The sequence below is a fragment of the Achromobacter pulmonis genome (genome assembly GCF_902859765.1).
GTDB classification, from domain to species: Bacteria; Pseudomonadota; Gammaproteobacteria; order Burkholderiales; family Burkholderiaceae_B; genus Achromobacter; species Achromobacter pulmonis.
The window spans coordinates 154900-169970 of sequence record NZ_CADIJV010000006.1 but is presented as its reverse complement, the minus strand read 5'-3'; the positions used below and the strand labels follow the sequence as shown (position 1 = coordinate 169970).

Genomic DNA, 15071 nt, shown 5'->3' with positions numbered 1-15071 from the left:
TTCCTCCGCCAGCGGCTTCAGAAAACCATAAAAGTAAAAGTAAAAGGCGGGGGACGCAAATTTCATGGAAAAAGACTCTAGCACAATTTTTTCGGACCGTCACGCCGGTTTTCAATGCGGCGTAGCGCTCCCCCGCCGACCGGTCGCGGGGCAGTCGTGGCGGGTGCGTCAGGCGGTGCCGCCCACGGTCAGGCCTTCCATGCGGACCGTGGGCATGCCCACGCCAACCGGCACGCTCTGGCCATCCTTGCCACACGTGCCCACGCCCGAATCCAGCTTCAGGTCGTCGCCGATCATGGTGACGCGGGTCATGGCGTCTGGGCCGTTGCCGATCAGCGTGGCCCCCTTGACCGGATACGTCACCTTGCCGTCCTCGATCATGTAGGCCTCGGAGGCTGAGAACACGAACTTGCCGTTGGTGATGTCGACCTGGCCGCCGCCGAAGTTGGCCGCGTACAGGCCGCGCTTGACGGATGCGATGATCTCCTCGGGCGCCTTGTCGCCAGCCAGCATGTAGGTGTTGGTCATGCGCGGCATCGGCAGGTGCGCGAACGATTCGCGGCGGCCGTTGCCGGTGGCCGCCGTCTTCATCAGGCGGGCATTCAGGGTGTCCTGCATGTAGCCGCGCAGGATGCCATCTTCGATCAGCACGTTGCGCTGGGTGGCGTTGCCTTCGTCGTCGATATTGAGCGAGCCGCGGCGGTCCGGAATGGTGCCATCGTCAACCACGGTCACGCCCTTGGAGGCGACGCGCTCGCCGATGCGGCCCGAGAACACGCTCGATCCCTTGCGGTTGAAATCGCCCTCCAGACCGTGGCCCACCGCTTCATGCAGCAGGATGCCGGGCCAACCCGACCCGAGCACCACGGTCATTTCGCCAGCCGGCGCCGGACGGGCCTCGAGATTGACCATGGCTTCGTGCACCGCGCGCTCGACGTAGCCCTGCAGCATTTCGTCGGTGAAATACGCCAGCCCCAGGCGGCCGCCGCCGCCGGCATGGCCCATCTCGCGCCGGCCATTGCGCTCGGCGATCACGGTCAGCGACAGGCGCACCAAGGGCCGCACGTCAGCGGCCAGGCGGCCATCGCTGCCGGCCACCAGCACCACGTCGTACTCTGCGCCCAGGCCGGCCATGACCTGGATCACATGCGGGTCGCGGGCCCGCGCCATGCGCTCGATGCGCTCGAGCAGCGCGACCTTCTCGGGGGCGGTCAGTGTCGCCACCGGATCGATGTCGGCATACAGGCTGCGGCCGATTTCGGCCTCGACCTGCGCTGCCACCTTGACCTTGCCGGCACCGCGGCGGGCGATGCCGCGCACCGCGTGGGCCGAGGACAGCAGGGCCTCGGGCGACAGGGAATCGGAATAGGCAAACGCGGTTTTCTCGCCGCTCACGGCCCGCACACCGACTCCCTGGCTGATGGAAAAGCTGCCCGTCTTGACGATGCCCTCTTCCAGGCTCCAGCCTTCGCTGCGGGTGTACTGGAAATACAGATCGGCGTAGTCGACCTTGTGGGTGAAGATTTCGCCGAGCGCGCGCGCCATGTCGGCCTCGGTCAGCCCCCAGGGGTCGAGCAACAGCGATTTGGCGGTGGCCAGGGATGCAATAGCGGGATCGATGATTTTCATAGGACTCTGTTGGGGCGCGCCGGCGGGGTCACGCGGCTGTCATGACGCTCAAGGCTATATCGTACCGCCGACACGGGCACGACGTCGCGCGCCGCACATATTTACTAGCAAGTTAACCAATTGGGGACTGGTCCCAAACTAAAAGCGGCGCGCGCGACAAAATACGGCTGTTCCGCCGCGCATATCCATCCACCCCCGCTGTCTTACTTCGCCCCCCGGCCGCAAACTTGTCATACAACTCGACAACAAAAATAGCGAAGCCTGCAATAACGAAGCCTGCAACAAGGCCCCGAGCCGGTCCTCACATGTGGGAAAGCAAGCCGGCATAACATTCTCGAAGGGTGGGAATGAAAATACGCATAGCCAGGCAAACCGCTGCAATACGCGCCCGACCCAGGTCATCCGACCTCTTGGCGCGAGTTTCGATAAATCCCGCCATGCGTTGCCGCCTTGCTGGAAAATGTCCTGACTTAGGGCTGAAAATTCTCGATCTGCCCGCCATCCGCTCACTTCATGAAACAAAGACCTATAAATCAGACAAACATTCCCGGCATTCGTCCGTTCTATGAACCAAAGCAAGCCTTGTTTCAATTAGTCCCAAATTTGGGAATATCCTTCCCAAAACTTGTTCATGGCGCGAACCCGCGTGCCTAAAGACTCTCCGGCGGTTTTGATACAAAGTAATTAGTCCCGAACCGCGGCAAGCGGGCGGTAATTTCTGTATTATGCGAGGCACAACAAATAAACATAACTCCGCCGGCGATTAAAGCAGTTCCATAATCAGGAATAACCATGGCCCGAGAAACCTACGCAGCTCTGCAAGCAAAGATCGAAAAGGAAATCAACAAGCTCCAAAAGAAGGCTGAAGTCCTACAGACCAAGCGCCGTAAGCCGGTGATCGCTTCGATCATCACTTCCATGCGCGAATACGACATCACCCCAGAAGAGATTGCCGCCGCCTATGGCGCCGGCAAACCCGTCCGCGCCGCAGGTGGCCGCCGCAAGGCCGGTGCCGCCGCCCGCCCCGCCAACGCCGTCAAGCGCGCTGTGGCGCCCAAGTACCGCCACCCCCAAACCGGCGAAACCTGGAGCGGTCGCGGCAAGGCGCCGCGCTGGCTCGCCGCGGAAGAAGCCGCTGGCGCCACGCGCGACAGTTTTCTGATCAAGGAATAAAAGCTATTTTTCAGTAAGAAAGATAAAAAGCGCACCAATATGGTGCGCTTTTTTTATTTTAGGATTGCAGCGCAAGGCTGCAAAATTCACTGCAACGGAAACTGGATTTCACGTTCAGCGCCATTATTTCCCGGGAAATTGTCAAATATTGCCCGCACCAGGAAGGGCATCATGCGCATGAAATTGTCCTGCTCGCTGAGAATGTAGGCGCTGGAACGATAGACCTCCGCCCCGCCGCGCTGATTGTCGTGGATCTGCAGGGTGAGCGTATTGCGCTGGGCCACGACCGGAACGTCGACCCATTCCGGCCCCCAATAACCGTAGTATCCGCCCCAGGGCCGCGGACCATAGAAGCCGCCATAACCGTAGCCACCGTTGAAATACGGGTCATAGGGCCGCCGCACCATCACCTGGGTCTGGGTCGTGCCATAGCGAAAGGAAACATCGAAACGGGCCTTGGTGCCGGCGCGCGCTTCCACCAGCCCGGTCGCGCCGATACCCGCGCGGACCATATCCTGGTAGGACTGGTATTCGAGATTATTGGCCTGCGAAGGATCGGCCGGCACGAATTGGTAGGTCTGGCCTTCGACGCCGGTGGGCCATTGCTGGAACGAGGTGACACGCGCCGAGACCGAGGGCGTGGCGCATCCGCTCAGCACAAGCGCCCCCAAAACGGCCAGCACGGCGGCCCAGCGGCCGGCATTGAGCGGGGAAGAACGAAACATATGCAACTCCTCATTGCGCGACGGCGCCCATCATACTGAGCTTTGACCACATGGGCCGCCGAAAGTTTACGCCCGCCGCGTCCGGCCGCGTCGGCGTGGCACGGCCCAACCACTACAATAGGACTCTCGTTCATACAGGACTGCAATCCCATGCGCACAGACACGCCCGTTACCGTATATCGCAAGGATTACCAGCCCTACCCCTACGACATTCCACACGTCTGCCTGACCTTCGACCTGGCGCCGGACAGCACCGAGGTGCGTTGCGTCATGCAGGTGCGGCGCAAGACCGACGCCAGCGCCGACGCCGCCCTGGTGCTGGACGGCGAAGAACTGGAACTCGTCTCGGTAGGCGTGGACGGCCAGGCCCTGCCGGCCGACCGCTACCACCTGTCCGAACAGAGCCTGGCGCTGTACGGCCTGCCCGCCGAAGCCTCCGTGGAGATCGTCAGCCGCTGCAAACCGGCCGCCAATTCGACCCTGATGGGCCTGTATGTATCGGGCGGCAATTTCTTCACCCAATGCGAGGCCGAGGGCTTTCGCCGCATCACCTGGTTCGCCGATCGCCCGGATGTCATGTCGCGCTATCGCGTGACCCTGCGCGCCGAACCAGCCTACCCGGTGCTGCTGTCCAACGGCAACCTGGTCGCCTCGCGCCAGTTGCCCGACGGCCGCAACGAAGTCGAATGGGAAGACCCGTTCCCCAAGCCCTGCTACCTGTTCGCCCTGGTGGGCGGCAACCTGACCCACCGCGAAACCACCGTCAAGACAGCCAGCGGCCGCGACGTGCTGTTGCAGGTGTATAGCGACCCGGGCGCCGAGACCAAGACCGAATGGGCGCTGGACTCCCTGGTGCGCGCGCTGCGCTGGGACGAGACCCGCTTCGGCCTGGAACTCGACCTGGACCGCTTCATGGTGGTGGCCGTCCATGACTTCAACATGGGCGCAATGGAGAACAAGGGCCTGAACATCTTCAATGCCGCCTATGTGCTGGCCGACGCGGATACCGCCACGGACGCCAATTACGAGGGCATCGAATCGGTCATCGGCCACGAATATTTCCACAACTGGACCGGCAACCGCGTCACCTGCCGCGACTGGTTCCAGTTGAGCCTGAAGGAAGGCCTGACGGTGTTCCGCGACCAGGAATTCAGCGCCGACATGATGGCGCAAGGTATGGACGATACCGCCGCGGCCAGCGCCCGCGCGGTCAAGCGCATCGACGACGTGGTGACGCTGCGCGCGGCGCAGTTCCCCGAGGACGCGGGCCCGATGGCCCACCCGATCCGCCCCGACAGCTACCAGGAAATCGGCAACTTCTACACCGCCACGGTGTACGAGAAGGGCGCCGAGGTCATCCGCATGCAGCACACGCTGCTGGGCGAAGCCGGTTTCCGCGCCGGCATGGACGAGTATTTCCGCCGCCACGACGGCCAGGCCGTGACTTGCGACGACTTCGTCGCCGCCATGGAATCGGTCTATACGCGCCAGCACCCGGGCCGCGACCTGTCCGTGTTCCGCAACTGGTACCGTCAGGCCGGCACGCCGCGCGTGACGGTCAAGCTGACGCACGACGCCGCCGCGCGCCGCTGCACCGTGACCCTGTCGCAGGAATGCTTGCCGGTCGGCGTCGAGAAGAAGGCCCCCGCCGGCTTCGTCAAGGCGCCGTACCACATTCCCTTCGCCATCGGCCTGCTCGACCGCCAAGGCCGCGCCCTGCCTCTGCGCCACGACGGCGCGGTCCAGGACACCGCGCTGCTGGAACTGACGACCCAGAGCCAGCAATGGCATTTCGACGACATCGACGAGATGCCAGTGCCGTCGCTGTTGCGCGATTTTTCCGCGCCCGTGATCGTCGATTACGACTGGACCGACGCAGAACTGGCGCTGCTGTCGGCGCACGACGGCAACCCGTTCGCGCGCTGGGAAGCCGGCCAGGAACTGGCCACCCGCCAGATCCTGGCGCTGGCCGAGGCCCGCCAGGCAGGCCGCACACTGCACGCCGACCCGGCCTTCATCGCCGCCTGGCGCGCGCTGCTGACCGACCCGGCGCTGGATGCCGCCTACCGCGCGCGCGCCCTGGCGCTGCCGTCGGAAAAGACCCTGGCCGAACGCATGCTGGCCATCGATCCGCCGGCGCTGGCGGTGGCGCGCGACTTCCTGCGCGCCGAACTGGGCCGCCAACTCGCGGTGGAATTCCGCCAGGCCTTCGATGACAACCAGACGCCGGGCGCGTACAGCCCCGCGCCGGTACCGGCCGGCAAGCGCGCCCTGAAGAACCTGGCGCTCAGCCACCTTATGGCCGCCGGCGAGCACGAGGCGCAGCGTCTGGCCGAGCAGCAGTACGAGCACGCCGGCAACATGACCGACAGCATGGCGGCGCTGTCGGCCCTGATCAACTACGGCCAGGGCGAGTTCCCGCAGCAGGCGCTGGCGGCGTTCTACGACAAATGGCGCGACAACGCGCTGGTGGTGGACAAGTGGTTCGCGCTGCAGGCGGCGGCGCGCTACACGACGGTGCAGACGGCGCGCGAACTGATGACGCACCCGGCGTTCACGCTGCGCAATCCGAACCGGGCGCGGGCATTGATTTTCCAGTTCTGTCTGAACAACGCCCGCGGCATGCACCATCCGGACGGATCCGGCTACGCCTTCTGGGCCGACCAGGTATTGGCGCTGGACGCGCTCAATCCGGAAATCGCCGCGCGCCTGGCGCGCGCGCTGGACAACTGGTCACGCTACGTGCCGGCCTTGCGCGGCCCCATGCAGCAAGCCCTGCAGCAGGTGCGCGCCCACGAAGGGCTGTCGCGCAACGTGCAGGAAATCGTGTCCAAGGCATTAGAATTCGCAGCATAGGGAGAACCTTTTGAAACGTAAAACACTTACCCAATACCTGGTGGAGCAGCAGCGCTCCGCGCAGGCCCTGGCCCCCGAAGTGCGGCTGCTCATCGAAGTCGTGGCGCGCGCCTGCAAGGCGATCAGCCACGCGGTTAGCAAGGGCGCGCTCGGCGGCGTGCTGGGCAGCCTCGAAAGCGAGAACGTGCAGGGCGAAGTGCAGAAGAAGCTGGACGTGCTGTCCAACGAGATCCTGCTGGAAGCCAACGAATGGGGCGGCCACCTGGCGGCCATGGCGTCGGAAGAGATGGAGACCATCCACCTGATTCCGAACCGCTATCCCAAGGGCGAATACCTGCTGCTGTTCGATCCGCTGGACGGCTCGTCGAACATCGACGTGAACGTGTCGATCGGCACCATCTTCTCGGTGCTGCATGCGCCCCACAATGTGTCGGGCGCGCCCGTCTGCGAGGCCGATTTCCTGCAGCCGGGCAACAAGCAGGTGGTGGCCGGCTACGCCGTCTACGGCCCGCAGACCATGCTGGTGCTGACCATCGGCAACGGCGTGGTGGGCTTCACGCTGGACCGTGAAATGGGTTCGTGGGTGCTGACCCACGAGAACATCCGCGTGCCCGAGGACACCAAGGAATTCGCCATCAACATGTCGAACATGCGCCACTGGGCCGCCCCGGTCAAGCGCTACATCGACGACTGCCTGGCCGGCGCCACCGGTCCCCTGGGCAAGGACTACAACATGCGTTGGATCGCCTCGATGGTGGCCGACGTGCATCGTATCCTGACCCGCGGCGGCATCTTCATGTACCCGTGGGACGCGCGCGAGCCGGGCAAGGCCGGCAAGCTGCGCCTGATGTACGAAGCCAACCCCATGAGCTTGCTCATCGAGCAGGCCGGCGGCGCGGCGATCAACGGCACCCAGCGCATCCTGGACATCCAGCCGGAAAAGCTGCACCAGCGCGTCAGCGTGATCCTGGGCTCGAAGAACGAAGTCGAGCGCGTGGGCCGCTACCACGCCGAGGATGCGGGCAAGTAAGCCGCGTGCCCAGCAAAAAACCCCGGCCTCGGCCGGGGTTTTTCATGGTGGTCTGGCGAAGGGTTACTTGACCTCTTCGATCGACTTCACATCGTCCTTGTTGATCTGGACCTTCTTGCCGTCCTTGTCATACTCGTACATGCCGGACTGCTTGTCGTAGGTAGGCTCGTCGGGCGTCACCGTCGAGGTTCCGTCGCGTTGCTGAATAACCGAGGGCGACGAGCATCCGGCCAGCACCCCTACTCCGGTCACCACCAGGGCCAACGTCATGGTCTTCAGATTCATGGGCGTGTTCTCCGAGTGTGAATGGTGAATTCACTGTATCGGATGCCAGCCCGGAAGAAGTGACCGCATGTGGCCAAAATGCGTAAGAACGTAAAAAACCCCTCGCGGTTCACACCGGCGAGGGGTTGCAACCCCATACAACCGCAAGCTGCCTTTACACCTTGGCGTGGGCCTCGATGTAGCGGCGCACCGCGGCGGCATCGCAATCCATGACTTCGACGCGTTGCGGCAGCGATTCCAGGTTGGCCAGGTTGCCCGGCGGCGTGGCCGGGCGGCCCAACGCGGCCTCGATGGTTTCCGAGAACTTGGCCGGCAAGGCGGTTTCCAGCACGAGCATGGGCACGCCGGGCTCGACATGCTCGCGCGCGACCTTGACGCCGTCGGCGGTGTGCGGATCGACCAGCACGCCGGTCTGGTCATAGAGCGAGCGGATCGTAGCCAGGCGGTCCTCGTGCGAACTGGCGCCCGAGACGAAGCCATACTGCGCCTCGAATTGCGGCTCGAGCGCCGACAGATCGAAGAAACCGTCGCGCGCCATGTCGGCCCACAGCGCCTTGACGCGGTCGGCGTCGCGACCCACCAGGTCGAACACGAAGCGCTCGAAGTTCGAGGCGCGCGAGATGTCCATCGACGGGCTGGAGGTGGCGTAGGTCTGCTCGGCCGGACGCGGACGGTAGATGCCGGTGCGGAAGAATTCCTCCAGCACGTTGTTCTCGTTGGTGGCCAGCACCAGACGGCGCACTGGCAGGCCCATGCCGCGGGCGATGTGGCCCGACAGGATATTGCCGAAGTTGCCCGAGGGCACCGTGAACGAAACCTGCTGGCCCGGCTTGTCGGTGGCGCGCAGCCAGCCGTGGAAGTAGTACACCACCTGGGCGGCGATGCGCGCCCAGTTGATCGAATTGACCGCGCCCAGGCGGTACTTGGCCTTGAAGGCCAGGTCGCCGGCCAGCGCCTTGACGATGTCCTGCGCCTCGTCGAACACGCCGCGCACGGCGATGTTGTGGATGTTCTCGTCCTGCAGCGAATACATCTGGGCGCGCTGGAACGCGCTCATGCGGCCGTGCGGCGACAACATGAACACGGCCACGCCACGCTTGCCGCGCAGCGCATACTCGGCCGCCGAGCCGGTATCGCCCGAGGTAGCGCCAACGATGTTGAGCGTGGTGCCGCGCTTGGCCAGCACGTACTCGAACACCTGCCCGAGGAACTGCATCGCCATGTCTTTGAAAGCCAGCGTCGGGCCTTCGGACAGGCCCAGCAGCGACAGGCCGTCGTTCAGCGGACGCAGCGGGACGATGTCTTCGCTGTTGAAGATCTGCGAGGTGTAGGCGGCGCGGGTCAGGCGGCGCAGGTCCTCGGCCGGGATGTCGGTGGCAAAGCGCGACAGCACTTCGAACGCCAGGTCGGCATACGGCAGGCCGCGCCACGATTCGAGCGTCTCGGCCGAGATCTGCGGCAGCTGTTCCGGCACGGCCAGGCCGCCGTCCGGCGCCAGCCCTTCGAGCAGGATGTCCGAAAACGGCTGGGGCGCCATGCCCCCCCGTGTAGAAATGTATTTCATGTCATTGACTCCACAATGCACTGCGCCCGCACAGCCAGGCCGCCGCGAGCGCCCCCTTGAGGGGAAGCGCCGCAGGCGCTTCGGGGAAGGGCTCACCCTGGGGCTTCATAGCAAGTGCTCCACGCGCAGGCGCGTGACCTTGGAGCGCACGAACGGCAAGGTCTCGATGTGCTCGATGGCCTGGTTGACGTTGCCTTCCACCGCCTCGTGCGTCAGGAAGATGATGTCGGCGCCGCCGATATGCGAAGGCTGCTGGATCATCGAGCCGATCGAGATCGAGCGATCGGCCAGCAGGCGCGCGATGTCGGCCAGCACGCCCGGCTGGTCGTCCACGCGCAGGCGCAGGTAATAGGAGGTGCTGACCTGCTCGATCGGCAGGATCGGCGTGTCGGCCATGGCGTCCGGCTGGAACGCCAGGTGCGGCACGCGGTTGCCAGGATCCGCGGTATGCAGGCGGGTCACGTCGACCAGATCCGCCACCACCGCCGAAGCGGTCGGCTCTTCGCCGGCGCCCTGGCCGTAATAGAGTGTCGGGCCGACCGCGTCGCCCTTGACCAGCACCGCGTTCATCGCGCCCTCGACATTGGCCAGCAGGCGCTCGGCCGGCACCAGCGCCGGGTGCACGCGCAGCTCGATGCCATCGGCACGGCGCTTGGTGATGCCCAGCAGCTTGATGCGGTAGCCCAGGCGCTCGGCATGCTCGATGTCCTCGGCCGCCAGTTGCGAAATGCCTTCGATGTAGGCGCGGTCGAACTGCACCGGCACACCGAAGGCCAGCGAAGCCAGCAGCGTCAGCTTGTGCGCGGCGTCGACGCCTTCCACGTCGAAGGTGGGATCGGCTTCGGCGTAGCCCAGGCGCTGGGCTTCGGCCAACACGTCGGCGAATGGCAGGCCGCGCGAGCGCATCTCGGACAAGATGAAATTGGTGGTGCCGTTGATGATGCCGGCGACCCACTGGATGCGGTTGGCGGTCAGGCCTTCACGGATCGCCTTGATGATGGGAATGCCACCGGCGACGGCGGCCTCGAACGCCACCATCACGCCGCGCTCGGATGCCGCGGCGAAGATCTCGTTGCCGTGCTTGGCCAGCAGCGCCTTGTTGGCGGTGACCACGTGCTTGCCGTTGGCGATGGCTTCCAGCACCAGCTCGCGCGCCAGGGTGTCGCCGCCGATCAACTCGACCACGATGTCGATCTCGGGATCGCGCACCAGCGCGTGCACGTCGGTATCCACCGGCAGCGTGTCGCCGACGCGGGCGCGCGCCTTGGGCACGTCGCGCACGGCGGCGCGGGTCACTTCGATGCGGCGACCGGCGCGGCGCGCGATCTCTTCCGCATTGCGCGACAGCACCGTCCAGGTGCCGCCACCGACCACGCCCAGGCCGAGCAAGCCCACTTTCATGGGATTCATCGCGGCGCCCTCGGCGGGCGGGCGTTGAGGGGAATTCATTTCATTTCTCCAAACACTCACGCAATAACGGCTACATACAGTCCACGGGCGCCCTCCCCGAGCGGGATGCCGCGGATCCGGCTCCGCCGGTCCGCAGGCATGCCCCTCTGAGGGGGAAGCGCGCAGCGCTTCGGGGGGACTTACAGCAAGCCGTCCTTGCGGAACATATCCTTGATGCCGCGCACCGCCTGGCGGGTGCGCTGCTCGTTTTCGATAAGAGCGAAGCGCACATATTCGTCGCCATACTCGCCGAAGCCGATCCCGGGGGACACGGCCACTTTCGCATCCGACAGGACACGCTTGGCAAACTCCAAAGAGCCCATCGCCCGGTAGGGTTCGGGGATCTGCGCCCAGATGTACATGGACGCCTTGGGAATTTCCACATTCCAACCTGCTTCATGCAGGCCGCGCGCGAGCACGTCGCGGCGGCTTTGGTACTGCGCCACGATCTCGCTCACGCAATCCTGCGGGCCGTCCAGGGCGGCGATGGAAGCCACCTGGATCGGCGTGAACGTACCGTAGTCGTGATAACTCTTGATGCGCGCCAGCGCGCCGACCAGCTCGCGGTTGCCGACCATGTAGCCGATGCGCCAGCCCGCCATGTTGTAGCTCTTGCTCATGGTGAAGAACTCGACCGCGACATCGCGCGCGCCGGGCACCTGCATGATCGAGGGCGCCACATAGCCGTCGAAGGTGATGTCGGCGTAGGCCAGGTCGTGCACCACCAGGATGTCGTGTTCCTTGGCCAGGGCCACCACACGCTCGAAGAACGACAGGTCGACGCACTGGGCCGTCGGGTTGCTGGGGAAGCCCAGCACCATCATCTTGGGCTTCGGGATCGACTCGCGCACGGCGCGCTCGAGTTCCTCGAAGAAGTCCACTCCCGGCGTCATGCGCACCGAACGGATGTTGGCGCCGGCGATGACTGCGCCATAGATGTGGATCGGATAGCTGGGGTTGGGCACCAGCACGGTGTCGCCGCGGTCCAGGGTGGCCAGCATCAGGTGCGCCAGGCCTTCCTTGGAACCGATGGTGACGATGGCTTCGGAATCCGGGTCGAACTCGACCGCATAGCGGCGCTGGTACCAGTCGCAGATGGCCTTGCGCAGGCGCGGAATTCCCTTGGACACCGAATAGCCATGGGTGGTCGGGCGGATGGTGGCCTCGACCATCTTGTCGACGATGTGCTTGGGCGTGGGGCCGTCGGGATTGCCCATGGACATGTCGATGATGTCTTCGCCGCGCCGACGGGCTGCCATCTTGAGCTCGCCGGTAATGTTGAAAACGTACGGGGGCAAACGCTCAATGCGAGAGAACTTCCTCATGATGGGAATCCTTAGGGGCGAAGGGGCAAAAATCCAGGGCGCGACAGCGCGAAGGGGAAACGGGCTCAACAGCCGCGCCGGCACACGTTTGCGGCGCAGCAAAACCCTGTAATCTAGCGCAAGGACGCCTGGGCGGCAAATTGGACGGAAAAGCCCCCATTTTCGCAGTGGAAACCGTGCAACATGCCGCCATCCTGATGCGCTATTATCGGAACCATAAAGCCGGAGTATTTATTGAAGCTGCATACCGATCCTGCGACGGCCGCCCTGAACACCGTCACCGCTTATGGTGATGGCTATATCGAGGTCAACCAGGTACGTTTTTCCTCCTCGGTCGCTTTTGGCCCCGAAGGCGAAGTGACCCATTGGCCCGTTCAGTCGCCGGCCGACATCACCCCCACCCTCTTGCGCCAGGCGGCCGGCTTGTCCGAACCCGTGCGCGATCCGCTGGCTTTCCTGGACGAACCCGAAGCCACCCCCAGCCGCCCGGCCAATGCGCCCGAAGTGCTGCTGGTGGGCACGGGCGCCCGCCAGCAATTCCTGCGTCCCGATGTGCTGCGTCCCCTGTTGGCGGCGGGCATCGGCGTGGAAATCATGGACACCCACGCCGCCTCCCGCACCTACAACATCCTGATGGCGGAGGGCCGGCGCGTCGTCGTCGCCCTCATCCCCCCCAACGGAGAACCCCAGACATGATGATGCCCATCATCGGCAAGCCCGCCCCGCTGTTCACCGCTGAAAGCACGATCGGGCCGATCAGCCTGGAGCAATGCCAGGGTCGCGCCGTGATCCTGTATTTCTACCCCAAGGACAACACCCCTGGCTGCACCACCGAAAGCCAGGATTTCCGCGACCTGCATGCCGACTTCCTGTCGGCCAGCGCCGTGGTGGTCGGGATCTCGCGCGATTCGCTGAAGTCGCACGAGAATTTCAAGGCCAAGTACGAGCTTCCTTTCCCTCTCATCTCCGACGCCGACGAAACCGTGTGCAATCTGTACGGCGTCATCAAGCAGAAGAACATGTACGGCAAGCAGGTGCGCGGCATCGAGCGCAGCACCTTTCTGATCGACGCTTATGGCGTGCTGGTGCAGGAGTGGCGCGGGGTGAAGGTCCCGGGCCATGCCAAGGAAGTCCTGCAGGCCGCCAAGAGCATCGGTTAGCCGTGCACAGAAATACCCGTCAGGTGCCATAGCCGGCCCATACTGGAGAGTGACGCATATGCCGCTTCCGAAGTTGCCCACCCGCCCCGCAGCCATCCTGACCTTCCCCTCGGGCGATAACGCCCGGGCGCAGGCCCGCACGACCAAGACCGCCGCTGCGCGGTCGAACACCCAGGCCGCCCTGGCCGAAGACGACGAGAACGAACTGCTGGTGCAGCCCGAACTCGACGGCATGGCCGCCCCCGGCCGCAAGGCGCAGATCCCGGCCCGCCAGGTTCCGCCGCCGCCCGCCGCGCCGGCGCCGCGCGCCCAGGCACGCCCGGCCAAGACCGCCGCGGCCCCGGCCAGGCGTGCCAAGCCGCGCGCCCAGAACGAGCCGCGCAAGCTGTTCGTGCTGGACACCAACGTGCTGCTGCACGACCCCAGTTCGCTGTTCCGCTTCGAAGAGCACGACATCTTCCTGCCGATGATGACGCTCGAAGAACTGGACCACCAGAAAAAGGGCATGTCGGAAGTGGCGCGCAACGCCCGCCAGGTCAGCCGCTCGCTCGACGCGCTGGTACAGGACGCGACCCAGCTCGACGAAGGCCTGGAACTGGCCAAGCTGGGCAACAAGGACGCCACCGGGCGCCTGATGTTCCAGACCACCGCCATCCACAGCACCCTGCCCTCGGACCTGCCCATGGGCAAGGCCGACAACCAGATCCTGGGCGTGGTGCGGGCCCTGCAGGAAAAATACCCGCAGCGCGAGGTGGTGCTGGTGTCCAAGGACATCAACATGCGCCTGAAGGCGCGCGCCCTGGGCATGGCCGCCGAAGACTACTTCAACGACCACGTCCTGGAAGACTCGGACCTGATGTACTCGGGCGTGATGCAGTTGCCCGAGGACTTCTGGAACAAGCACGGCAAGGACGTCGAATCCTGGCAACAGGGCGGCACCACCTTCTACCGCATCCATGGGCCGCTGTGTTCGCAGTTCGTCGTCAACCAGTTCGTCTATTTCGAAGGCCAGATGCCCCTGTATGCCCAGGTGCGCGAGGTCAGCGGCAAGATGGCGGTGCTGGCGACGCTGCGTGACTACACCCACGGCAAGAACAACGTCTGGGGCATCACCGCGCGCAACCGCGAGCAGAACTTCGCCATGAACCTGCTGATGAATCCGGAATGCGACTTCGTGTCGCTGCTGGGCCAGGCGGGCACGGGCAAGACGCTGCTGGCGCTGGCGGCCGGCATCACCCAGGTGCTGGAGACCAAGCGCTACACCGAGATCATCATGACCCGCGTCACGGTGCCGGTCGGTGAAGACATCGGCTTTCTGCCTGGCACCGAGGAAGAAAAGATGCTGCCCTGGATGGGAGCGCTGGAAGACAACCTCGACGTGCTCAACATGGGCGAAGGCGAAGGCAATGGCGATTGGGGGCGCGCCGCCACCATGGACCTGATTCGCTCGCGCATCAAGGTCAAGTCATTGAACTTCATGCGCGGCCGCACCTTCCTGAACAAGTACCTGATCATCGACGAGGCCCAGAACCTGACACCCAAGCAGATGAAGACGCTGGTGACGCGCGCCGGTCCCGGCACCAAGGTGATCTGCCTGGGCAATATCGCCCAGATCGACACCCCTTACCTGACCGAGGGCAGCTCGGGCCTGACCTACGTGGTCGACCGGTTCAAGGGTTGGCCGCATTCGGGCCACGTGACCCTGCAACGCGGCGAACGCTCGCGCCTGGCCGACTACGCGGGGGATGTACTGTGAGCCCCCACGCCGCGCCCACAGCCGCGGACTAGCTGCCCCAAAAGGGGAAACGCTGTAACGCCGGGCCCGCCAAAGAAAAACCCCTTGAGCGATCAAGGGGTTTTTTATTGCCTCGGCCG

12 protein-coding genes are annotated in these 15071 nt (G+C 64.6%); 6 read left to right on the top strand and 6 right to left on the bottom strand.

What is annotated here, in order from left to right:
- Nucleotides 1-168: 168 nt before the first annotated feature.
- Entirely contained in the window at nt 169-1629 is a 1461-nt protein-coding gene (gene tldD, locus HV701_RS08105) for a metalloprotease TldD (protein ID WP_175132551.1), read from the bottom strand.
- Nucleotides 1630-2421: 792 nt separating this feature from the next.
- Here tldD and HV701_RS08100 point away from each other — a divergent pair.
- On the top strand, nt 2422-2802 hold the full coding sequence (locus HV701_RS08100; protein WP_175132550.1) for an H-NS histone family protein: 381 nt from the start codon (nt 2422-2424) through the stop codon (nt 2800-2802).
- A gap of 86 nt (nt 2803-2888) precedes the next feature.
- Here the strand turns inward: HV701_RS08100 and HV701_RS08095 are convergent, their stop codons facing one another.
- On the bottom strand, nt 2889-3527 hold the full coding sequence (locus HV701_RS08095; protein ID WP_175132549.1) for a DUF4136 domain-containing protein: 639 nt from the start codon (nt 3525-3527) through the stop codon (nt 2889-2891).
- A 150-nt stretch (nt 3528-3677) separates the two neighbouring features.
- On the opposite strand from HV701_RS08095, the gene pepN reads away from it, so the two are divergent.
- Nucleotides 3678-6383 (top strand): aminopeptidase N, encoded by a 2706-nt coding sequence (gene pepN / locus HV701_RS08090; RefSeq protein WP_175132548.1) that lies wholly within the window; start codon nt 3678-3680, stop codon nt 6381-6383.
- Nucleotides 6384-6393: 10 nt separating this feature from the next.
- Nucleotides 6394-7413 (top strand): class 1 fructose-bisphosphatase, encoded by a 1020-nt coding sequence (locus HV701_RS08085; RefSeq protein WP_175132547.1) that lies wholly within the window; start codon nt 6394-6396, stop codon nt 7411-7413.
- 63 nt (nt 7414-7476) lie between these two features.
- Here HV701_RS08085 and HV701_RS08080 read toward each other — a convergent pair whose 3' ends face one another.
- From HV701_RS08080 to alaC, 4 genes are all read right to left on the bottom strand, one after another.
- Nucleotides 7477-7698: a YgdI/YgdR family lipoprotein gene (locus HV701_RS08080; protein ID WP_175132546.1), complete on the bottom strand. Its 222-nt coding sequence runs from the start codon at nt 7696-7698 to the stop codon at nt 7477-7479.
- A 154-nt stretch (nt 7699-7852) separates the two neighbouring features.
- On the bottom strand, nt 7853-9262 hold the full coding sequence (thrC, locus tag HV701_RS08075) for a threonine synthase (protein ID WP_175132545.1): 1410 nt from the start codon (nt 9260-9262) through the stop codon (nt 7853-7855).
- Nucleotides 9263-9367: 105 nt separating this feature from the next.
- Nucleotides 9368-10672 carry a homoserine dehydrogenase gene (locus HV701_RS08070; RefSeq protein WP_175132592.1) on the bottom strand — a complete coding sequence of 435 codons (1305 nt, stop codon included), beginning with the start codon at nt 10670-10672 and terminating at the stop codon, nt 9368-9370.
- Between the two features lie 179 nt (nt 10673-10851).
- On the bottom strand, nt 10852-12036 hold the full coding sequence (gene alaC, locus HV701_RS08065; protein WP_175132544.1) for an alanine transaminase: 1185 nt from the start codon (nt 12034-12036) through the stop codon (nt 10852-10854).
- Between the two features lie 234 nt (nt 12037-12270).
- Here alaC and HV701_RS08060 point away from each other — a divergent pair, with 234 nt between their 5' ends.
- The 3 genes from HV701_RS08060 to HV701_RS08050 are packed head-to-tail and all read left to right on the top strand — an operon-like array spanning nt 12271 to nt 14952.
- Nucleotides 12271-12732, top strand: a complete 462-nt coding sequence (locus HV701_RS08060) for an Mth938-like domain-containing protein (RefSeq protein WP_175132543.1) — start codon at nt 12271-12273, stop codon at nt 12730-12732.
- A complete protein-coding gene (locus tag HV701_RS08055; protein WP_006388430.1) occupies nt 12732-13196 on the top strand; it encodes a peroxiredoxin in 465 nt (154 codons plus the stop codon). The genes HV701_RS08060 and HV701_RS08055 overlap by 1 nt, the downstream gene beginning before the upstream one ends.
- 58 nt (nt 13197-13254) lie before the next feature.
- On the top strand, nt 13255-14952 hold the full coding sequence (locus HV701_RS08050; protein WP_175132542.1) for a PhoH family protein: 1698 nt from the start codon (nt 13255-13257) through the stop codon (nt 14950-14952).
- Nucleotides 14953-15071 lie beyond the last annotated feature (119 nt).

Excerpts from the sequence above, each read along its gene's own strand:
- HV701_RS08070 (WP_175132592.1), bottom strand. The coding sequence starts at position 10,672 with ATGAATCCCATGAAAGTGGGCTTGCTCGGCCTGGGCGTGGTCGGTGGC.
- HV701_RS08095 (WP_175132549.1), bottom strand. The coding sequence starts at position 3,527 with ATGTTTCGTTCTTCCCCGCTCAATGCCGGCCGCTGGGCCGCCGTGCTG.
- pepN (WP_175132548.1), top strand. The coding sequence starts at position 3,678 with ATGCGCACAGACACGCCCGTTACCGTATATCGCAAGGATTACCAGCCC.
- HV701_RS08100 (WP_175132550.1), top strand. The coding sequence starts at position 2,422 with ATGGCCCGAGAAACCTACGCAGCTCTGCAAGCAAAGATCGAAAAGGAA.
- thrC (WP_175132545.1), bottom strand. The coding sequence starts at position 9,262 with ATGAAATACATTTCTACACGGGGGGGCATGGCGCCCCAGCCGTTTTCG.
- HV701_RS08055 (WP_006388430.1), top strand. The coding sequence starts at position 12,732 with ATGATGCCCATCATCGGCAAGCCCGCCCCGCTGTTCACCGCTGAAAGC.
- HV701_RS08050 (WP_175132542.1), top strand. The coding sequence starts at position 13,255 with ATGCCGCTTCCGAAGTTGCCCACCCGCCCCGCAGCCATCCTGACCTTC.
- alaC (WP_175132544.1), bottom strand. The coding sequence starts at position 12,036 with ATGAGGAAGTTCTCTCGCATTGAGCGTTTGCCCCCGTACGTTTTCAAC.
- HV701_RS08080 (WP_175132546.1), bottom strand. The coding sequence starts at position 7,698 with ATGAATCTGAAGACCATGACGTTGGCCCTGGTGGTGACCGGAGTAGGG.
- tldD (WP_175132551.1), bottom strand. The coding sequence starts at position 1,629 with ATGAAAATCATCGATCCCGCTATTGCATCCCTGGCCACCGCCAAATCG.